21 protein-coding genes and 1 riboswitch are annotated in these 19,897 nt (G+C 73.5%); of the genes, 8 read left to right on the forward strand and 13 right to left on the reverse strand.

Annotation, left to right across the window (positions count from 1 at the left end; translation table 11 throughout):
- Positions 1-102 precede the first annotated feature (102 nt).
- Positions 103-2,115, forward strand: coding sequence for an AAA family ATPase (locus ACZ47G_RS06830; RefSeq protein ID WP_465740562.1), 2,013 nt, complete (start codon positions 103-105; stop codon positions 2,113-2,115).
- A 73-nt stretch (positions 2,116-2,188) separates the two neighbouring features.
- Here ACZ47G_RS06830 and ACZ47G_RS06835 read toward each other — a convergent pair whose 3' ends face one another.
- The 10 genes from ACZ47G_RS06835 to ACZ47G_RS06880 all read right to left on the reverse strand — a co-directional run bounded on the left by ACZ47G_RS06835 (position 2,189) and on the right by ACZ47G_RS06880 (position 11,005).
- Positions 2,189-3,175: an NAD-dependent epimerase/dehydratase family protein gene (locus tag ACZ47G_RS06835; protein ID WP_465740394.1), complete on the reverse strand. Its 987-nt coding sequence runs from the start codon at positions 3,173-3,175 to the stop codon at positions 2,189-2,191.
- Positions 3,176-3,258: 83 nt separating this feature from the next.
- Complete coding sequence (locus tag ACZ47G_RS06840; protein ID WP_465740395.1) at positions 3,259-4,305, reverse strand: hemolysin family protein; 1,047 nt, start codon at positions 4,303-4,305, stop codon at positions 3,259-3,261.
- Positions 4,302-5,645 carry a hemolysin family protein gene (locus ACZ47G_RS06845; protein ID WP_465740396.1) on the reverse strand — a complete coding sequence of 448 codons (1,344 nt, stop codon included), beginning with the start codon at positions 5,643-5,645 and terminating at the stop codon, positions 4,302-4,304. Before ACZ47G_RS06845 ends, ACZ47G_RS06840 begins: the two co-directional genes overlap by 4 nt.
- Positions 5,646-5,881: 236 nt before the next feature.
- The gene (locus ACZ47G_RS06850) at positions 5,882-6,322 is read right to left on the reverse strand and encodes a PH domain-containing protein (protein ID WP_465740397.1); all 441 of its coding nucleotides are present in this window, start codon (positions 6,320-6,322) and stop codon (positions 5,882-5,884) included.
- A gap of 141 nt (positions 6,323-6,463) precedes the next feature.
- Complete coding sequence (hisG, locus tag ACZ47G_RS06855; RefSeq protein ID WP_465740398.1) at positions 6,464-7,312, reverse strand: ATP phosphoribosyltransferase; 849 nt, start codon at positions 7,310-7,312, stop codon at positions 6,464-6,466.
- A 67-nt stretch (positions 7,313-7,379) separates the two neighbouring features.
- Entirely contained in the window at positions 7,380-7,652 is a 273-nt protein-coding gene (locus ACZ47G_RS06860) for a phosphoribosyl-ATP diphosphatase (RefSeq protein ID WP_360239859.1), read from the reverse strand.
- Between the two features lie 102 nt (positions 7,653-7,754).
- Complete coding sequence (gene ribH / locus ACZ47G_RS06865) at positions 7,755-8,228, reverse strand: 6,7-dimethyl-8-ribityllumazine synthase (RefSeq protein WP_188302747.1); 474 nt, start codon at positions 8,226-8,228, stop codon at positions 7,755-7,757.
- Positions 8,229-8,310: 82 nt separating this feature from the next.
- A complete protein-coding gene (locus tag ACZ47G_RS06870) occupies positions 8,311-9,618 on the reverse strand; it encodes a bifunctional 3,4-dihydroxy-2-butanone-4-phosphate synthase/GTP cyclohydrolase II (protein ID WP_465740399.1) in 1,308 nt (435 codons plus the stop codon).
- Positions 9,615-10,262 carry a nicotinamide mononucleotide transporter family protein gene (locus ACZ47G_RS06875; protein ID WP_380457558.1) on the reverse strand — a complete coding sequence of 216 codons (648 nt, stop codon included), beginning with the start codon at positions 10,260-10,262 and terminating at the stop codon, positions 9,615-9,617. Before ACZ47G_RS06875 ends, ACZ47G_RS06870 begins: the two co-directional genes overlap by 4 nt.
- Complete coding sequence (locus ACZ47G_RS06880; RefSeq protein ID WP_465740563.1) at positions 10,259-11,005, reverse strand: riboflavin synthase; 747 nt, start codon at positions 11,003-11,005, stop codon at positions 10,259-10,261. Before ACZ47G_RS06880 ends, ACZ47G_RS06875 begins: the two co-directional genes overlap by 4 nt.
- A 217-nt stretch (positions 11,006-11,222) precedes the next feature.
- Positions 11,223-11,350: riboswitch (FMN riboswitch) on the reverse strand.
- A 308-nt stretch (positions 11,351-11,658) separates the two neighbouring features.
- Here ACZ47G_RS06880 and ACZ47G_RS06885 point away from each other — a divergent pair.
- Positions 11,659-11,904, forward strand: coding sequence for an SCO4226 family nickel-binding protein (locus ACZ47G_RS06885; protein ID WP_465740400.1), 246 nt, complete (start codon positions 11,659-11,661; stop codon positions 11,902-11,904).
- A gap of 77 nt (positions 11,905-11,981) precedes the next feature.
- On the opposite strand, the gene ACZ47G_RS06890 is transcribed toward ACZ47G_RS06885, so the two are convergent.
- Positions 11,982-12,296 carry an antibiotic biosynthesis monooxygenase family protein gene (locus ACZ47G_RS06890; RefSeq protein WP_465740401.1) on the reverse strand — a complete coding sequence of 105 codons (315 nt, stop codon included), beginning with the start codon at positions 12,294-12,296 and terminating at the stop codon, positions 11,982-11,984.
- 147 nt (positions 12,297-12,443) lie between these two features.
- Here ACZ47G_RS06890 and ACZ47G_RS06895 point away from each other — a divergent pair, with 147 nt between their 5' ends.
- Positions 12,444-13,139 carry an MSMEG_1061 family FMN-dependent PPOX-type flavoprotein gene (locus ACZ47G_RS06895; protein WP_465740402.1) on the forward strand — a complete coding sequence of 232 codons (696 nt, stop codon included), beginning with the start codon at positions 12,444-12,446 and terminating at the stop codon, positions 13,137-13,139.
- A 226-nt stretch (positions 13,140-13,365) separates the two neighbouring features.
- Here ACZ47G_RS06895 and ACZ47G_RS06900 read toward each other — a convergent pair whose 3' ends face one another.
- Positions 13,366-13,554 carry a YegP family protein gene (locus tag ACZ47G_RS06900; RefSeq protein WP_380666389.1) on the reverse strand — a complete coding sequence of 63 codons (189 nt, stop codon included), beginning with the start codon at positions 13,552-13,554 and terminating at the stop codon, positions 13,366-13,368.
- A 178-nt stretch (positions 13,555-13,732) separates the two neighbouring features.
- On the opposite strand from ACZ47G_RS06900, the gene ACZ47G_RS06905 reads away from it, so the two are divergent.
- The 5 genes from ACZ47G_RS06905 (at position 13,733) to ACZ47G_RS06925 (ending at position 19,219) form a co-directional block, all read left to right on the forward strand.
- Positions 13,733-14,155, forward strand: coding sequence for an HIT family protein (locus tag ACZ47G_RS06905; protein WP_465740403.1), 423 nt, complete (start codon positions 13,733-13,735; stop codon positions 14,153-14,155).
- Positions 14,156-14,375: 220 nt separating this feature from the next.
- A complete protein-coding gene (locus ACZ47G_RS06910) occupies positions 14,376-15,443 on the forward strand; it encodes a serine hydrolase domain-containing protein (RefSeq protein WP_465740404.1) in 1,068 nt (355 codons plus the stop codon).
- 335 nt (positions 15,444-15,778) lie between these two features.
- Positions 15,779-16,621: a hypothetical protein gene (locus tag ACZ47G_RS06915; RefSeq protein WP_465740405.1), complete on the forward strand. Its 843-nt coding sequence runs from the start codon at positions 15,779-15,781 to the stop codon at positions 16,619-16,621.
- Between the two features lie 77 nt (positions 16,622-16,698).
- Entirely contained in the window at positions 16,699-17,883 is a 1,185-nt protein-coding gene (locus ACZ47G_RS06920; protein WP_465740406.1) for a thiolase family protein, read from the forward strand.
- Positions 17,884-17,995: 112 nt separating this feature from the next.
- Positions 17,996-19,219: an alpha/beta hydrolase family protein gene (locus ACZ47G_RS06925; protein WP_465740407.1), complete on the forward strand. Its 1,224-nt coding sequence runs from the start codon at positions 17,996-17,998 to the stop codon at positions 19,217-19,219.
- Positions 19,220-19,294: 75 nt separating this feature from the next.
- Here ACZ47G_RS06925 and ACZ47G_RS06930 read toward each other — a convergent pair whose 3' ends face one another.
- Positions 19,295-19,834: a winged helix-turn-helix transcriptional regulator gene (locus tag ACZ47G_RS06930; protein ID WP_465740408.1), complete on the reverse strand. Its 540-nt coding sequence runs from the start codon at positions 19,832-19,834 to the stop codon at positions 19,295-19,297.
- Positions 19,835-19,897: the final 63 nt, after the last annotated feature.

Below are 19,897 nucleotides of genomic sequence, written 5' to 3' on the forward strand. Positions count from 1 at the left end.
CCCCGGGCCACACCGCGGGGGGCGTGAGTGACGACGGTGGACAGTTCCGACAGCACGGCCGGCGGTCCGGACCGGCTCGCCGACCGGGCCTGGCAGCGAGCCATGGACGCCTACACGGCGGGCGCCTACGCCCGGGCCGAGGAGGAGTTCCGGGCGGCCGTCCGGCTCGACCCGGGCATGGCCGACGCCTGGCTCGGCCTGCACGCGCTGCGCAGCGACACCTCGGCGGCACTGCTGGCCATGTACCGCAACCAGAACCGCTTCGGCGAACAACGGCGGCTGCACCGGCGCCCGCTCAGTTCCTGGTACTGGCTGGGCTGGTGGGTGCAGCCGGTGCTGGAGGACGCCCGCGACCTGGCGCTGGCGCACGCCTCGCACTGGCTGGACGGCCGCCACCTGGCCGAGCTGGACCGGGCGTTGGAGCAGTGCCCGGCGCCCAGCGAGGACCCGTCCGCGCAGTTCCTGTACGCCTGCCGGTCCTACCTGCTCAAGGACTGGGAGCAGCTGATCCGGGACACCGACCGACTGCTGGACGACCCCCTGCTCGGCATCGAGGCCGGGCTCTTCGCGGGCATGGCCCGGGTGCGGCTGGACATGTGCGCCCAGGCCCAGGCCCCGCTGGCGGCCTCGCTGGCCCGCTGCCGCTCCGAGCAGCCGCAGCGCAAGGAGCTGCGCTACTGGCTGGCCCGGGCGTACGAGGGCGCGGGGCGCAGCGCGGCGGCGCTGCCGCTGTACCGGGCCGTACACCGGGCCGATCCGGCGTTCATGGACACCTCGGCCCGGCTGACGGCGATCTCGGCGGATGACTCGCTCGCGGACGGGCTGCTCGCCGACGGGCGCTCGGGCGGGCTGGACGGCGGTGGGTTCGACAACGGCGGGCTCGACGGCACGGGACTCGACGGCACGGGACTGGACGGCGGCGGACCGGGCGGCGGCGGACCGGGCGGCGGCGGACCGGGCGGCGAGCCGGCCTTCCAGGACGACCCCGGGTATGCCGAAAGCCCGCTCTACGACGCCGAGTTCGGCACCGGCGGCACCCCGGCCGGCGGCGGGCCCTCGGTGGACGCCACGCTGGTGGACGGCCCGCTCGCCGCACCCGAACCGGACACCGCCCTGGCGGGCAACGCCCCTCAGGCGGCCGGCGAGCGGACCGGCGGGGCGGGCGCCCCGGTCGGTCCCGCCGCCCCCGCGCCGCTGCCGGTGCGCGGTGAGGCGCAGCCCCGGTCCGCGCCCCCTCCGGCGCCCCGGATCGCGGGCAACGAACGGGAGTTGGACGCGGCCCTGGCCGAACTCTCGCTGATGGTCGGCCTGGAGCCGGTCAAGCGCCAAGTGCGGGCGCTCTCCGCCCAGTTGAGGATGTCCCGACTGCGGGCAGAACAGGGCCTGCCGGTCCAGCCACCGAAGCGGCACTTCGTCTTCTCCGGCCCCTCCGGCACCGGCAAGACCACCGTGGCGCGGATCCTCGGCCGGGTCTTCCACGCCCTCGGTCTGCTCTCCGGCGACCACCTGGTGGAGGCCCAACGCGCCGACCTGGTGGGCGAGTTCCTCGGCCAGACCGCGGTCAAGGCGAACGACCTGATCGACTCCGCGCTGGACGGCGTGCTGTTCATCGACGAGGCGTACAGCCTCTCCAACTCCGGCTACACCAAGGGCGACGCGTACGGCGACGAGGCGCTCCAGGTGCTGCTCAAGCGGGCCGAGGACAACCGGGACCGGCTGGTGGTGATCCTGGCCGGCTACCCCGAGGGGATGAACCGGCTGCTCGCCACCAACCCCGGCCTCAACTCCCGCTTCACCACCAGGGTCGACTTCCCCAGCTACCGGCCGAACGAGCTGACCGCGATCGGCGCGGCGCTGGCCGGCCGGGACGGCGACGGCTGGGACGAGGACGCCGCCGAGGAGCTGGCCAGCATCTGCACCCACGTGGTGCGCGAGGGCTGGATCGACGAGCTGGGCAACGGCCGGTTCATCCGCACCCTGTACGAGAAGTCCTGCGCCTACCGGGACTTGAGACTCTCCCTGCTGCGCGAGCCGCCGGGCCGGGAGGACCTGGCGACGCTGCGGCTGCCGGATCTGGTGCAGGCGTACGGGGAGCTGATCGACGGCCGGGGCTGATCCACCACCGGGGCTGAGCCACGGCCCCGGCTGAGCCACGGCCCGGGCTGACGACCGGCTCCCCCGCCGGGGCTCACCCGTCGAGCAGCCGCGCCTCCCGCTCGGGGTCGAGCCCGACGTTCGGCCGGTCGGCGCGCTGCGGGGCCTCGCCGCCGATCGACCGCAACCAGGCCCAGGTGGACTCGACCGTCTCGGCGACCGGGCGGCAGCGCAGCCCGGCGTCGACCGCACGGGCCACCGAGGCGCCGTGCAGGAAGTCGTAGAGCTCACCGGGCGCCAGCCAGATCGGCAGCTCCGTCCACGGCTGCACGCCGGCCGCCACGATCCGCTCCGGGTCGGTCCAGCGCAGTTCGGCGTCCGAGCCGGTGGTCCGCACGCAGGCCTCCAGCAGGCCGCCCATGGTGGTGTGGCCGGCCGGGCTGACCACGTTGTACGGGCCGCTGAGCCGGGCCGCCACCGCGTCCAGGGTCCAGCCGGCGAGGTCGCGGCCGTCGATGTACTGCAGCGGCAGGTCGCGCGGGCCGGGGGCGAGCACCGGGCCGCCGCGGGCGATCCGGTTCAGCCACCAGGGCAGCCGGCCGATGTCCTCGTACGGGCCGAGGATCAGCCCGGCGCGGATCAGCAGGGCGCGCCCGCCGTACTCCTGCTCCAGGGCCAGCTCGGCGCCGCGCTTGGCCTCGGCGTAGCCGACCTCGCCGGTGGCGTCCGGCGAGGCGGGCACCACCGGCGCCGTCTCGTCCGCCCCGGCGCGCAGCGGGTGGTCGTACACCGAGCGGCTGGAGACGTACGCGTAGTGGCCGACCCGGCCGTTCAGCCGTCGGGCGCTGTCGCGCACCGCGGCCGGGGCCCAGGACCAGGTGTCCACCACCGCGTCCCACTCCCCCGTGCCGAGCGCCGCGAGGCCGTCCTCGGCGGTGCGGTCCCCGTGCAGCACCCGGACGCCCTCGGGCGCGGGCCGTGTGCCGCGGTTGAGGGCCGTCACCTCCCAGCCCCTGGCCAGTGCCTCCTCGGCGACGGCCCGTCCGACGAACTTCGTTCCACCCAGCAGCAGCAGTCTCATGCCGACCACCCTGCGGTGCGGGTGGCCGACATGGGAACCGTTGGCTGCTGTGGGCAGAATCGCCGTCGGCGAACGGGGGCGGGTCAGGCCGTGGTGCGGTGGTCCGGGTCGTGCATCTCGCCGACCAGTTCCTCCAGCACGTCCTCCAGCATGACCACGCCGACCGTCCGGCCGTCCTGGTCCAGCACGGCGGCCAGGTGGCAGGTGGCCCTGCGCATCGCGCCGAGCGCGTCGTCCAGCGGGAGGCTGCCGCGCAGCACCGTGATCGGCCGCCACAGCCGGGCCGGGACGGGCGCCGACGGGTCGTCCACGTCGAGGATGTCCTTGAGGTGGAGGTAGCCCAGGTAGCCGTGGCCGGCCGGGTCGCCGTCGGAGACCGGGAAGCGCGAGAAGCCGGTGCGCAGGGCGAGTTCCTCGACCTCGGCAGCGGTCGCCTTCGGGTCCACGGTGACCAGCTGCTCGGGGCGGAGCAGCACGTCGGTGATCGGGCGGCGGCCCAGCTCCAGGGCGTCCTCCAGGCGTTCCTGGCGGTCCTCGTCGAGCAGGCCGGCGTCCCGGGAGTCGACCAGCAGGTACATCAGCTGCTCGGTGGTGAAGACCGACTCGACCTCGTCCTTGGCCTCGACCCGGAACAGCCGCAGCACGCCGTTGGCGAGCGCGTTGAGCACCCGGATCACCGGGGCGAGCCAGCGGGCCAGCCGGTCCAGCGGCGGGCCGAGCAGGAGCGCGGCGCGCTCCGGGCCCGCCATCGCCATGTTCTTCGGCACCATCTCGCCGAAGACCATGTGGAGGAAGACCACGAGGGCGAGCGAGATCCCGTACGAGAGCGGGTGCATCAGGCCGGACGGGACGCCGATCGCGTGGAACGGGCCTTCCAGGAGAGCGGCGATGGTCGGCTCGGCGAGCGCACCGAGGCCCAGCGAGCAGACGGTGATGCCGAGTTGGGCGGCGGCCAGCATCGCGGAGACGTTGGACAGCGCGTGCAGCACCGTCCGGGCGCGCTTGTGCCCGGCCTCGGCGAGCGGCTCGATCTGGCTGCGGCGCACCGAGACGACGGCGAACTCGGCGCCGACGAAGAAGGCGTTGCCGAGCAGCAGCAGCACGGCGACGGCGAGCTGGAGCACGGTCATCGGACGTCCTCCCCACCCTCGCCGAACAGGCCGGGCGCGCTGGTGCGCTCCACCCGGACCTGGCTGGTGCGGTGCCGGTCGACGCCGGTCACGGTGAGCCGCCAGCCGGGCAGTTCGGCCCGCTCGCCCACCGCGGGCAGCTTGCCGAGCAGGTCGGAGACCAGCCCGGCCAGGGTCTCGTACGGGCCGTCCGGCGCGTACAGGCCGATCGCCTCCAGCTGGTCGAGCCGGGCGCGGCCGTCGGCCTCCCAGGCGGGCAGGCCGTCGACGGCCGGCAGCGGGAGCAGGTCCGGGTGGTCGGCCGGGTCGTGCTCGTCCTGCACCTCGCCGACGATCTCCTCGACGATGTCCTCGACGGTGACGACGCCGGCGGTGCCGCCGTACTCGTCGACCACGATGGCCATCGGCTGGAGGCGGCGCAGCTGGTCGAGCAGCCGCTCGGCGGGCAGCGTCTCGGGCACCAGCAGCGGCGGCGAGGCCAGCTCGGCGACCCGGACCAGGCCGCGGCGGGCGGCCGGGACGGCGAGGGCGTCCTTGAGCGTCACGATGCCGGTGACCTCGTCCACGGTGTCGGCGTAGACCGGGAAGCGGGACAGGCCGGTGGCCCGGGTCAGGTTGATGACGTCCGAGGCGGTGGCGTCGCGCTGGAGGGCGGCCACGTCGATCCGCGGGGTCATCACCGACTCGGCGGTGAGGTCGCCCAGGCCGAGGGTGCGGACGAACAGGGTCGCCGACTCCTCGTCTATCGCGCCGGCCTTGGCCGAGTGCCGGGCCAGCGAGACCAGCTCGGCCGGGGTGCGGGCGTGCTCCAGCTCCTCCTGCGGCTCGATGCCGAAGGCCCGGACCGTACGGTCCGCGGTGCCGTTCAGGAAGCTGATCAGCGGGCGGCAGACGAAGGAGAAGGCCATGTGCGGGGCGGCGACCGCGCGGGCCACCTGGAGCGGGCGGGAGATCGCCCAGTTCTTCGGGACCAGCTCGCCGATCACCATCTGCACGACGGTGGCCAGCACCATGCCGACCACCACGGCGACGCCTCGGGCGGCCGAGTCGGGCACCCCGACGCCCGACATCACGGGCTGGAGCAGGGTGGACAGGGCCGGCTCGGCGAGCATGCCGACCACCAGCGAGGTGACGGTGATGCCCAGCTGGGCGCCGGAGAGCTCGAAGGAGAGGTGCCGCAGGGCCCGGGAGACCCGGCGGGACTTCGCATCGCCGGTCTCGGCGGAACGTTCCACCTCGCCGCGGTCGGCGGTCACGAAGGCGAATTCGGCGGCCACGAAGAGGCCGTTGGCGAGGATCAGGAGCAGGGCGGCGAGCAACAGCAGCCAGGCGGTGATCACAGTGCCGCCTGCCTTCCGGGGAGCGGAAGCGAGGCGGCGCAGGTACTACCGGACGGATCGTCCATCGAGGGGGAGTGTCACTCCTCAGGTCGGTACGGTACTGGTCGTTCTGGGCGGGGCCGAAGTTTTGCCCCGCTTTTACCAGCGTAGACCATACCGCCGCGCCGGTAGGAAGCGTGTTCGCACCCTCCGGTCAGACCTGGGTGTGGTGCTCGACCGGGTCGCGCGGCGCCCGGTCAGACCTGGGCGTGGTGCTCGACCAGGTCGCGCAGCGCCCGGGCGTCCGCGATCGCCCGGGCCTTGCCGACCCCGGACTGGATGCCGACCGCGGCGAGCGAGGTGCCGTCGGCCAGGTCGAGGGTGGCCCACGGGTCGCCCTGGCGGAAGTTGACCCGGACGATCTCGGCCCAGGACAGCCGGCGCCGGCGGACGAAGTTGACCACCGTCACGCCCTCCGCGTCGGCGGTCACCCGCGGACGGGCCAGCATCAGGCCCGCGCCGGCGAACACCACACCGCTGGCGATCATCATGATCCGGTCGTTGAGCTGCCAGTTCGCCGGGAGCAGCAGGGCCAGCACCACGAACAGCACGACGAGCACGGCGCAGACCGGCAGCAGCACCGCGCGGGTGCGGCGGGGCGCCCAGGTGACGGGGATCTCGACGGGCGGCGTGGTCACGTGGGGTCTCCGGTGGTTCTGGGTGCGACAGCAGTAGGGCGGGGACGCCGACCGGCATCCCCGCCCCATTGAACCGTTCTTTACTCTCGGACGTGCGGGCAGGTCACGGACGAACCGGGCCGTCGGGGACGTCCGTGCAGGTCAGAGGCGGCAGGCGTGGATGTTGGTGACCAGGATCGCCCGGGCGCCGATGCCCCACAGGTCGTCCATGATCTGCTGGGCCTCCTTGCGGAGCACCATCGACCGGACGGCCACCCAGCCCTCGGTGTGCAGCGGGGAGACGGTCGGCGACTCCAGGCCGGGGGTGAGCGCGACGGCGGCCCCGACCTTCTCGGCGCGGATGTCGTAGTCCATCAGCACGTAGCGGCGGGCCACCAGCACGCCCTGCAGGCGGCGCAGGAACTGCTCGACCCGCGCGTCCTCGCCGGCGCCCTTGGGCCGGATCACCACGGAGTCCGAGATCAGGATCGGCTCGCCGAAGACCTCCAGTCCGGCGTTGCGCAGGCTGGTGCCGGTCTCCACCACGTCGGCGATCACGTCGGCGACGCCCAGCTGCACCGCGGTCTCGACCGCGCCGTCCAGCTTGGTGACCGTCGCCGTCACGCCGTGGTCGGCCAGGTGCTGCTCGACCAGGCCGGTGTAGGAGGTCGCGATCCGCAGGCCCTCCAGGCCCTGGACGTCCTTGACGTCCAGGCCCTCGGGGCGGGCGAAGCGGAAGGTCGACCCGGCGAAACCGAGGGCGAGCACCTCCTCCGCGTTGGAGTGCGAGTCCAGCAGCAGGTCGCGGCCGGTGATGCCGACGTCGAGTCGGCCGGAGCCGACGTAGACGGCGATGTCGCGCGGGCGGAGGAAGAAGAACTCGACCTCGTTGTTGGGGTCGACGAGCACGAGCTCCTTGGGGTCCTTGCGCTGGCGGTAGCCGGCCTCATGGAGCATCTCCGCCGCGGGACCCGAGAGCGAACCCTTGTTGGGGACGGCGATGCGCAGCATGGGAGGTTGCTTCCTTACCTGTCGGACCTGCGGGAGAGGGGGGCGTGCCAGTGCGGGCACGGGTGTTCTAGAGGTACTTGTAGACGTCGTCGAGCGTCAGCCCACGGGCGATCATCATCACCTGAACGTGATAGAGGAGTTGTGAGATCTCCTCCGCGGTCTGCTCGTCCGACTGGAACTCGGCGGCCATCCAGACCTCGGCGGCCTCCTCGACGACCTTCTTGCCGATCGCATGGACGCCCTGCTGGACGAGCTGCGCGGTACGGGAGGACGAGGGGTCGCCGGTGGCGGCCTTCTGCTGGAGCTCGGCGAAGAGCTCCTCGAATGTCTTCGAAGCCATGATGGGACTCACCATACGGCGTGCGGGCGGACGGACGGTAAACGGTCCCGGACCGTGGACGGTCGGCTGGACGTCCACGGTCCGGGACCTCAGGGGTTCGCGTCAGAGCGCGGCACGCAGCGTCACCGCGGTGGCGACGGCGGCGGTGACGGCCTCGTGGCCCTTGTCCTCGGCGGAGCCCGGCAGGCCGGCCCGGTCGAGCGCCTGCTGCTCGTTGTCGCAGGTCAGCACGCCGAAGCCGACCGGGACACCGGTGTCCACGCTGACCTGGGTGAGGCCCGCGGTGGCCGCCTGGCAGACGTAGTCGAAGTGCGGGGTGCCGCCGCGGATCACCACGCCGAGGGCGACGACGGCGTCGTAGCCGCGCTCGGCGAGGCGCTTGGCGGCGACCGGCAGCTCGAAGGTGCCCGGGACGCGCAGCACGGTCGGCTCGGCCACGCCCAGCTCCTTGAGCGCGCGGTGGGCGCCGTCCAGCAGGCCGTTCATGACCTGGTCGTGCCACTGGGCGGCGATCACCGCGACCTTGAGGTCGGCGGCGCCGTCGATGGTCAGCTCGGGGGCTCCGTGGCCGCTCATGTCTCTACTTCCTGTCCTTGCTCGGTACGGGGGTTCGGGTGCTTGCGTCGCACTCGCTACGGATTCGGGTGCCTGCGTCGCGTCAGGAGCCGAGGCCGGGCAGGTCGTGTCCCATCCGGTCGCGCTTGGTGCGCAGGTAGCGCAGGTTGTGCTCGCCGGGCGCGATCTCGACCGCCTCGCGCCCCTTGACCTTGAGCCCGTGGTCGGTGAGCGCGTTCAGCTTCTGCGGGTTGTTGGTCAGCAGGGTGAGCGAGCGGACGCCGAGGTCCACCAGCATCTGCGCCGCGATGCTGTAGTCGCGGGCGTCGGCGGGCAGGCCGAGATCCAGGTTGGCGTCGACGGTGTCCCGGCCCTGCTCCTGCAGCTCGTACGCGCGCAGCTTGTGGGCCAGGCCGATCCCCCGGCCCTCGTGGCCGCGCAGGTAGAGCACCACGCCGCGGCCGGACTCGGCGACCCGCTGCAGCGAGGCCTCCAACTGCGGGCCGCAGTCGCAGCGCAGCGAACCGAGGACGTCGCCGGTCAGGCACTCGGAGTGGACCCGCACCAGCACGTCCTCGCCGTCCGGCAGCCGTCCGTCCGCGCCGAGGCCGCCGGCCACCAGCGCGATGTGCTCGACGCCGTCGATCATGCCCTGGTAGCCGACCGCGGTGAACTCGCCGTGCACGGTGGGCAGGGCGGTGACGGCGGCCCGGTCCACGTGCAGCTCGGTGCGGCGGCGGTAGGCGATGAGGTCCTCGATGGAGATGATCGCCAGGCCGTGCTCGCGGGCGAAGGCCATCAGCTCGGGCAGCCGGGCCATCGTCCCGTCGTCGTTGACCACCTCGGCGATCGCGCCGGCCGGCGCCAGCCCGGCGAGCCGGGCCAGGTCGACGGCGGCCTCGGTGTGCCCGGGGCGGACCAGCACCCCGCCCTCGACGGCGCGCAGCGGGAAGACGTGCCCGGGGCGGGTGAGGTCGCCCGGCTCGGTGCCGGGGGAGGAGAGCAGCCGTACCGTCCGGGCGCGGTCGGCGGCGGAGATGCCGGTGTCCACGCCCTCGCGGGCGTCCACCGAGACGGTGTACGCGGTGCCCTTGCGGTCCTCGTTGACCTGGGTCATCGGCGGGAGCTTGAGGCGGTCCAGCTCCTCGCCGGTCATCGGGACGCAGATCACACCGGAGCTGTAGCGGATGGTGAAGGCCATCAGCTCGGGCGTCGCGGCGGAGGCGGCGAAGACGAGGTCGCCCTCGTTCTCGCGGTCCTCGTCGTCGACCACGATCACCGCGCGGCCGACCGCGATGTCGGCGATCGCCCGCTCGACGGGGTCGAGCACGAACTCGTCGTCGGCGCCGCGGGAGTTGCCGTGGGCGGTGCCGTGCGCGGCGCCGTTGCCGGGGTTCTGGTTCTCGGTCATGCCGTGGCTCCCTGCGGGACGTTGGAGGACGTGACTCGCGGCTCACGGGTGCTCAGCCACCAGGAACGCAGGCCGAGCAGCACCAGGACGAAGTAGACGGAGTAGGTGAGGCCGGAGAAGGTGTAGCCGCTGTTGAAGGCGAGCGGGACGCCGACCACGTCGACCGCGATCCAGGCGAACCAGAACTCCAGCCAGCCGCGCGCCTGGGCGACCATCGCGGCGAGCGTGCCGACGAAGATGTAGGCGTCCGACCACGGGCTCCAGGACAGGCTGGGGTAGGCGGTGAACAGCAGCGCCAGGGCCACGGTGCCGACGGCCGTGCCGGCCACCAGGGCGGCCCGCTCGGGCCAGCTCGCGAACCGCACCGAGATCGTGCCGGTGTCGCGGCGGCCGCGCCGCCACTGCGCCCAGCCCCAGGCGGCGGTGACGATGACGATCAGCTGCTTGCCGATCAGGCCGGGGACGTGACCCCCGAGGTAGGCGGCGATCAGCACGGCGCCGGACAGGAGTTGGACCGGCCAGCTCCACACCGAGCGGCGCCAGCCGAGCGCCAGACCGCCGAAGCCGAGCAGGTTGCCGATCATGTCGGCCCACTTCACGTGTTCACCGAGGACGCTGAACGCCTCTCCACTGAGCCAGCTCACTTGTTCTCCCCCGTGGTGTGGTCGGCGGCCGGGGCGGACGGCCCGGCAGCCGGGTTCGGCAGCTTGGTTGTCGCGTCGAGCAGGTCGATCGGCGGGTTGGGCAGGTTGGGCAGAGTGCGCGATTCGAGCAGCCGCTCCACGTACTTGGCGAGGACGTCCACCTCCAGGTTGACGCTGCCGCCGATGGCCTTCGAGCCGAGCGTGGTCAGCGCGAGGGTGGCCGGGATGAGGCTGACGGTGAAGCTGTCGCGGGCGGCCTCCACCACGGTGAGGCTGACCCCGTCGACCGTGATCGAGCCCTTCTCCACCAGGTAGCGGGAGATGGACTCGGGCAGCGAGAAGCGCAGCACCTCCCAGCGCAGGTTGCCGTCCGCGTCACGCTCGCCGGGCTCGCGGCTCAACAGCGTTCCGGTGGCGTCGACATGGCCCTGGACCAGGTGGCCGCCGAGCCGAGCGCCGAGCGCCATCGCGCGCTCCAGGTTGACCGGGGAGCCGGGCTCCAACTCGCCCAGGCTGGACCGGTGCAGCGTCTCCGCCATCACGTCGGCACTGAACTCGCCCGGCTCGTCGGCCAGTTGCTCGGCACTGTCGACGACCGTCAGACAGACGCCGTTGACCGCGATGGAGTCCCCGTGGCGTGCGCCGTCCCGAACCACCGGGCCTCGCAGGCGGATTCGCGAGGAGTCGCCGATCTCCTCGATCGACACGACCTCGCCGAGCTCTTCGATGATGCCGGTGAACACCCGGGTCTCCTCGCGCTTGGGGCGCGGACTCCGGGGCGACATGGGGAGATGACACGGACGGGCAACGGTGCGCAGCGCTGTCGACACGACCCGTCGCCGGGATGCCGAAGCCGCCGGGAGATCGCTCACCCGACCCGGGAGACACCTCTCCCGCCGTTCACCTGACCGTGGTCCGGTCCGGTACGTGATGGACCACGGATACTGCTCTTCGTCCGCCCGCGCACGCCTCCCATCCGGACTTTAACCGTCGGTCCAGGAATTTCACCTGGTCAACCGGCCGCTGGCTGCGGACGGGTCGCGGACTGTAACCGCCGGTTCGGATTTTCACCGACCCCGGAGTGCGCTGAACGTCACTGCTGTTGACGTCATTGTGCCACGCGGGACGCAAGCCCAGGGAGAGTGTTCCGGTGTGGCCTGTTTCACGGCCTTGCGGGGAATGCGCGACGGGGTGGTGGCGGCGGTCGCACCGGCGGTGACGGCAGTGGCGGTGGCGGTGGCGGTGGCGCTGCCGTGCGCGGAGGGTGAGGCTGGTGGTAGGGCCGAAAGGTCCGCGGGACCGGGAGCCCGTACGGTTCGGATCCGTACGGCGCGGATCCGAACGGTTCCGAGCGGATCCGAACGGTTCTGATGCGTACGGCTCGGAGGCGACGACGATGAAGTTCATGGACGTCCATCACGGGATGGTCGGGATCACGGCGGAGCAGCTCAAGGCGGCCCACGCGGCCGACTTGGCGGTCGAGGGCGAGGAGGGCGTGCACTTCGAGCAGGCCTGGGCGGACCCGGATTCGGGCACGGTGTACTGCCTGTCCGAAGCGCCGTCCAGGGAAGCGGTGCAGCGGGTCCACGACCGGACCGGGCACCCGGCGGACGAGATCCACTCGGTGCGGTTGGCGATCTGACGGCCGCCGACCCAAAGGCCCGAGGGCTCTCGGCCGGGCTCAGAGCATGCGCCCGGGCTCAGAGCGTGCGGCCGGGCTCAGAGCGTGGCGGGTGCGGCGATCGACGTGAAGTGGGTGACCTCCGGGGGGTGCGCGAGGTAGTGCAGCTCGCCCTCCGACCAGACCGGCCGGATCCGCCACATCGGCCCGGCGTACCCGCGCAGGGCCTCCTCGTCGCGCCAGCGGCTCACCACGAGGACCCGGTGCCCGCCCTCGGTCACCGAGCGCAGCAGCTCACCACCGAGGCAGCCGTCCGTCCGCCCCAGCTGCGGCAACACCTGGCTGAGCAGGTGCGCGCAGAACTCCTCGATGCGATCGGCCGTGACCTGCCCGGCCCAGATTCTGACGATCACGGCCACCACCACCTCCGGCTGGCTGGAGTCCTTGGCCCCATTATGAGCGGAAAACCGCTGGTGGCGACGGGTGTGGCGACTCTTTCACGGAGAGTGGAGGTGGCCGGGGCCGGTGGTGCGGAGCGAGGCCTCCGCTAGATTCCCGGCATGACCCTCATACCGGAAGCCACCGCACCGTCAACCCCCGCTCCGGACGCCCCGAACAGCTTGTTCGCCGCCCTCGCCGCGACGGCCCTCACCGACGCGGCCCAGCTGCGCGAGGTCTACGAGCAGCCCGGCGACCACGCGCGCCGCAAGCAGGTCGACCGACTGCACGAGGTCGCCCAGCGGCTGATCGCCTGCGCCTCGCTGGTGTTCGTCGCCAGCTCCGACGCCGACGGCCGCTGCGACGTCTCCCCGCGCGGCGGGCCGGCCGGGCTGGTCTCGGTGCTGGACGAGTACACCCTGGCCATTCCGGACGCCACCGGCAACAAGCGACTGGACACCCTGCACAACGTCCTGGAGAACGGACGGGTCGGGCTGCTCTTCGTCGTCCCCGGCCGGGACACCACGCTGCGCGTCAACGGGCGGGCCTGCGTCTCCACCGACCCGGAGCTGCTGCGGCAGCTGACCGCCGTCGGCAAGCCGCCGCGCAGCGCGATCGTGGTCGCCGTCGAGGAGGTGTACGCGCACTGCCCGAAGTCGCTCCTGCGCGGATCGGCCTGGAAGCCGGAGAACTGGCTGGCCAAGGACGCCCAGCCGACCTCGGCGGAGGTCACGCTGTCGCACCTGCGGGACGACTCGCTGACCGTCGAGATGATCGAGCAGACGGAGCGGGAGGCGCTGCTGTACCGGTACGAGTAGGCGGGCGGCTGCGGGTAGCTGCGAGCTGCACGTGGGCGTACGGCCCGGCTGCGAGCAGGCATGCGGCCCGGCTGCGTGTGGGCATGTGGTCCGGCTGCGAGCAGGCGTGCGGCCCGGCTGTGCGTGGGCGCGCGACCCGTCCGGGCGGCTGCTGCGGCGATCGGTGCGCCCCGCCGACGGGCCCTGATGGGCCCGGGGGCGGGGCGTCGGCGCGTCCCGGCCCGGGTCAGGCGGCCTTCGGGACGTCGACCACCGGGGCGCCGTCGGCCGCCCGCTGGACGGCCTCCACGCCCTTGTGGGCGGCGTCCTTGCTGGCGTAGCCCTGGCCGGTGGCGACGATCTCGCCGTTGCCCGCCTTGAGCCGGAACCGGTACTTGCCGCCGGCGTCCTGGTAGACCTCGAACTTGCCCGACATCCGGGCCACCTCCTCGTGCGGCACGGGTGCGCCGCGTCGGTCCGTCCCCCTGCCCCCTCGCTGCACCGTGCGCCCGGTGCGGGGGCGGGCGCACCCGGTCGGCCGCCGGACGGGTGACGCCGGGCCGAGCCGGGTTTGCGGGGGTGCCGGGGGCGCCGCCGGTGGTTTGAATGGACGGATGGACTGCGTGTTCTGTGCGGTGGTGGCGGGCGAGGAACCCGCGCACCGGGTGCTCGACGACGGGACGGCGGTGGCCTTCCTGGACCGCCGGCCGCTGTTCCCCGGCCACGTGCTGGTCGTGCCGCGCGCCCACCACCGGACCCTGGCGGACCTGCCGACCGAGGAGGTCGGGCCGTTCTTCCTGCGGGTGCAGCGGGTGGCGGCGGCGGTCGAGCGGGGGATGGGCGCGGCGGGCAGCTTCGTGGCGGCGAACAACCGGATCAGCCAGTCGGTGCCGCACCTGCACGTCCACGTGGTGCCGCGCAATCCGAAGGACGGGCTGCGCGGGTTCTTCTGGCCGCGGGGGAAGTACCCGGACGAGGCGGGGGCGGCGGAGGTCGCGGCGCGGCTTCGGGCGGCGCTCGGGGAGGGCGAGGGGTAGGGGGCGGGGTACGCGGGGAGGGCGAAGGGTAGGGGGGCGGGGAGGGCGAAGGATAGGGGGCGGGGAGGGCGAAGGGGCATCGCTCTTGGGCCTCGGCAGCCGTACAACGCGGGGCGCAGCCGGGCGAATCGGGGCATACGCCCCGGGGAGCATCCAGGGCGGTCGAACTCATCTTCCGGGCGGAGGACTTCGCAGGTCGCGGCCGCCTAGGCTCACGACCATGAACGAACTCGCCCGCCTCGTGGAACAGACCGCCGACCGGCTCTCGGACCGGCACGTCGGCGCGGTGGTCGCCGGGCTGGCCGGGGGCGCCGTGGAGATCCACGGCGTCGGGCGGACGAGCCCGGGCGGCGGGGTGCCCGGGGCGCACACGCTGTTCGACATCGGGTCCGTCAGCAAGGTGTTCACCTCGCTGGTGCTCGCGCGGCTGGTGCTCGACGAGACGGTGCGCCTCGACGAGCCGCTCGCGGAGGTGCTCGCGGAGGTGCTCCCCGGGCCGGTGACCGTCCCCGCCCGGGGCGGGGAGGCGATCACGCTGCGACACCTCGCCACCCACACCTCGGGGCTCCCCCGGCTCCCCCGGGGCATGGTGCTGCGGGCCCTGCTCCGGCCCAACAGGTCCGACCCGTACGCCCACTGCACCGCCGGGCGCATACTCTCCGGGCTCGCCCGCACGCGGCTGCGCTCCGCCCCCGGGCGCAACTTCCGCTACTCCAACCTCGGCGCCGGGCTGCTCGGGCTGGCCCTCGCCCACCGGGCCGGCACCGGGTACGGGGAGCTGGTGGCGCGCGAGGTCTGCGCCCCGCTGGGGCTGGCGGACACCTGCCTGCAGCCGGACGCCGAGCAGTCCGAGCGGCTGGCGCGCGGCCACACCGCGGGCGGGGCTCCGGTGCCGTCCTGGGACTTCGCGGCGCTCCCGGGCATGGGCGGGCTGCGCTCCACCGCCGCCGACCTCGCGACCTTCCTGCGGGCGCAGTTGGCCGCCGACCGCGAGCCGGACGCGCCGCTGACGCCCGCGATCCTGCTCACCCGGGAGACCCGGCACCGGGTCAACCCGTTCGCCTGGACGCACCTCGGCTGGCTCGGCCACCGGCTGCACGCCCAGCAGGGCAGACACCTGCAGCTGTGGCACAACGGGGGGACGGGCGGGTTCAGTTCCTTCGTCGCCTTCGACCCGGAGCAGCAGGTGGGGGTGGTGGTGCTGGCCAACACCCGGCGGTCGGTGGACCCTGCGGGCACGGCGCTGCTGCGGCGGCTGCAGGTCGGGTTCGGCGCGGCGGGGCGCTGACGGGGCGCGGCGCGTTCGGGCGGGGCGCTGACGGGGCGCGGCGCGTTCGGGCGGGGCGCTGTCGGGGCGGGCGCTGTCGGAGCGGGCACGCTGGGCCTCCTCCTGCCCGGGTGACGACTCCGCGGGCTGCTGCCTGTCGCTGACGCCCTGACGTCCCGGTGCCCTGGCCGCCCTGACGTCCCGGCGCCCTGACGTCCCGACCTCCTGGCGCCCTGGCCGCCCCCTGCCGAACGGCACCCCCGGGGCTCCGGACACAGTTCGGTTGTTTCGGGCCAAAGGGTGTCGATTGGCACTGTTCCGGAGGGTCGTGGACGGTCGATCCTGGTGATCCGACAGTGGCAGTTCCGGTTGGGGAGACCGGCGAGTACAAGGAGGCCGAAGTGGCGATGGTGTGGTCGCCGTCGTGGGCGCGGTCGCTCGTGGAGGGTGGCCAGACGCGGCGCGGGCAGGCCGGTCCGCTCGGGCCGGTGGTGCGGGTGCACCGGGCCTTCCGGTCCGTCCCGTGGCGGGCGCGGACGTGGCTGGACGCCGTTGCGGCGGTCCTCGCACTGGTGGTCTGCCTGACGCTCCAGGAGTGGTGGCCCGCGCCCGTGGTGGCGGCCGTGGCGGTGGCGGCCGTGAGCGGGTACGGGTTGCTGCGGCCCGCCCCCGGGCTGCGCTCCGTCCGGGTCCATGGGGGCGGACTGGCACTGGTCGGGGCCGACGGCGACGAGCGGCTGCTGCCGTGGGAGCGGATCGAGGCCGCCGAGTACTCCCCCGGCGGGCGGCGCGGGGAGCCCGAGCGGGGTCGAATATGGGCCACCGGTGCGGACGAGCCGGTGCTGCTGGCCCAGTTGCACGGACTGGCGGAGCTGGTTCGGGAGGTGGACGAGCGCCTCTCCCCCGGCCTCCGGAGCGCGCTGCACGAGTCGCTGCGCACCGAGGGGAGCGTCCGGTTCGCCCGGGGGCGGCTGACGGTGACAGCCGGCGGACTGGTGCACCGGCCGCCGCACCCGCTGGGCACGGCGGAGGTCTACCGGTGGGCGGAGGTGCTCTCGGCGCGGGCCTCCGGGCTCGGCGAGCTGGAGATCCGGACGTGTTCGGTCGGACTGCCGCTCACCTTCCCGGTGCCCAACGCCCGTGCGGCTGCGGAGTTCCTGGAGGAGGTCCGGTCCCGGAACCTCCCGGCGAACCCCTAGAGAGTTGGATTCCCAAACTCGCCCTCCTCCAGTACGTTTGGTTTTCCAATCCACTCATCGAGGAGAGGCGGCCAACCATGCGCGATGCCGTGATCGTCGAAGCCGTCCGCACGCCCGTCGGGAAGGGCAAGCCGGGAGGCTACCTCTCGGCGGTCCACCCGGTCGAGCTGCTCGCCCACACCCTCCAGGCCCTGATCGGGCGCAGCGGCGTCGACCCGGCCCTGGTCGACGACGTGATCGGCGGCTGCGTGGACCAGGTCGCGGAGCAGGCGATGAACACCACCCGCTACGCCTGGCTGGCGGCCGGCTTCCCGGAGTCCGTTCCGGCCACCACCGTCGACCGGCAGTGCGGCTCCTCCCAGCAGGCCGTGCACTTCGCGGCCCAGGGGGTCATCGCCGGGGCGTACGACATGGTGGTGGCCTGCGGGATCGAGTCGATGAGCCGGGTGCCGATGTGGTCGAACGTGCCGCCGGGGGCCGACCCGTTCGGGGCCTCGGTCGCGGCCCGCTACCCGGGCGGGCTGGTCCCGCAGGGTGTCAGCGCCGAGCTGATCGCCGCCAAGTGGTCGCTCACGCGGGAGGCGATGGACGAGTTCGCGGCCGATTCGCACGCCAAGGCCGCCCGGGCCCACGCGGACGGCCGGTTCACCGACGAACTGGTCCCGGTGCCGACGCCCGCGGGGCCGGTGACCATGGACGAGTCGGTACGCCCGGGCACCACCCCCAAGGTGCTGGCGGGCCTGCGCCCCGCCTTCGCCGACCCGTCCTACGCCGAGCGCTTCCCGCAGATCTCCTGGTCGGTGACGGCCGGCAACAGCAGCCCGATCAACGACGGCGCCTCCGCCGTCCTGATCACCAGCGGCGAGACCGCGGCCCGGCTCGGCCTGCGCCCGCTGGCCCGGCTGCATTCCTTCGCGGTCACCGGCTCGGACCCGCTGCTGATGCTCACCGGGGTGCTCCCCGCCACCGAGAGGGTGCTGCGCCGCGCAGGCCTGTCGCTCGCCGACATCGACCTGTTCGAGGTGAACGAGGCCTTCGCGAGCGTCGTCCTGGCCTGGCTGCAGGAGACCGGCGCCGATCCGGCCAGGCTCAACGTCAACGGCGGCGCCATCGCCCTCGGCCACCCGCTGGGCGCCAGCGGCACCCGGCTGATGACCACGCTGGTGCACGAACTGCGCCGCAGCGGCGGGCGGTTCGCGCTGCAGACCATGTGCGAGGCGGGCGGGCTGGCCAACGCGACGATCCTGGAGGCGATCGACTGAATCCGCCCGCCCAGGCCGACCCCCTAGGGGGCGAAGCCGGTCCCTCCCGGAAGGGATCAGTACACCGCCGAGCCGACGTCAACTCCCGTGTCCGCGGCCTACCGTCGCCCACATGAGCCGACACTCGAGCCGACTTCGCACCAGCACCACCGCCGCAGCGGCGCTGCTGCTCGCCCTGCCCCTGTCCGTCGCCGCCGCCGCACCGGCCCTGGCCGCGCCCGCCACCCCGGCCGCCGCCACGGCCGCGGCCACGGGCGGCCCGGCCAGCGGCACCGCGCCGAGCGCCCTCCACCTCGAACTCCCGCGCCCGACCGGGCCGTACGCCGTCGGGCAGGAGGTGCTGCACCTGGTCGACCAGCACCGGCCGGACCCATGGGTCCCCTCCGCCGGGCCGCGCCAGCTGATGGTCACGATGTACTACCCCGCGCACGCCGGCACCGGCAGCCCGGCCCCGTACATGACGGCCGCGGCCGCCCGGATGCTGCTGGACGGCAAGCTCTCGGGCAACACCATCCCGACGGAGTCGGTGACCGACACCCGGACGTGGTCCAGGACCGACGCCCGCCCCCAGGGCGGCCACTACCCGCTGGTGGTCCTCTCCCCCGGCTTCACCATGCCGCGCACCTCCCTCACCAGCCTCGCCGAGGACCTGGGCAGCCGCGGGTACGTGGTCGCGCTGGTCGACCACACCTACGAGAACACCGGCACCACCTTCCCGGACGGGCAGACGCTCCCCTGCGTGGAGTGCGGCAAGCTCACCACTCCCGAGGCCTGGAAGGGCCTGGACGAGAGCCGGGCGAAGGACGTCTCCTTCGTCATCGACCAGCTGACCGACCGCCCCCACCCGGCCTGGCGCTACGCCCGCATGATCGACCGCGACCGGATCGGCATGGCCGGGCACTCCGCCGGCGGCGCGGCCAGCGTCCCGGCGCTGCTGACCGACGATCGGATCCGGGCGGGGGCCGACCTGGACGGCACCATGGACTACGAGGTGCCCGAGTCCGGCATCGGCGGCAAGCCGTACCTGATGATCGGCCACCCGCTGCCCGACGGCGCCGAGGACGGCAGCTGGACCGACAGCTGGCCGCGGCTCGACGGCTGGAAGCGGTGGCTGACGTTCGACGGCACCGACCACGGCAGCTTCACCGACTTCCCGCTCTTCCTCGAGGGGCTCGGCCTCCCCCAGGGCCCGGACACCACCATGACGGGCAAGCGCGCCGTCGAACTCACCCGCCAGTACGTCGCGGCGTTCTTCGACCTCCAGCTGAAGGGCCTCGACCAGCCGCTGCTGGACGGCCCGACCGCCGCCGACCCGGAGGTCCGGTTCCACTCCTGACCGACACCCGGTTCCCCCGGATCCGCCACCCCCCGAGGCCGTCGGCAAGCTGCCGGCGGCCTCGTCGGCACCCCGTCAGGCCACCGCGGCCGAGGCGATCGGTTCGAGCAGCAGGTGCGGGCGGACCAGGGCCCGGGAGACCGGGTCCTCGCGGTGACCGCCGGTACGGGCCGGGTTGGGGCGCATGGCGACCTCGGTCGGGGGGACGGGCCCGCCGCCGCAGGTCGGGCAGGCGCCGATCTGGTCCAGATCGGTGCCGCAGACGACGTGCGCGAACAGGTGGTGCGGGCCGCCCGGGGTGGCGTGCCGGCCGCCCCAGCGGCTCAACTGGTAGAGCGGTCCCCAGAGTTCGAGGCCGACATCGGTGAGCAGGTAGCCGTGGCGCAACGGCGCCTGCTGGTACGGCTCCTTGCGCAGCACCCCGGCCGCGACCAGGGCGTTGAGGCGCGCGGTGAGGACGGCGCGCGGGATGCCGAGGTGGGCGAGGAAGTCGTTGAAGCGCTGCACGCCGTAGAACGCGTCGCGGAGGATCAGCAGGCTCCAGCGCTCGCCGATCACCTCCAGGGCGCGGGCCAGTGCGCAGTCCTGCAGTTCGTAGTCGGTTCCCAGCGCCATGCGGGCCAGCGTAGTCCACTGTCGAGGTTGGTTCAATGAACAGACTTGTGGTGGTAGCGTCTT

The organism is Kitasatospora sp. NPDC030952 (assembly GCF_055571335.1).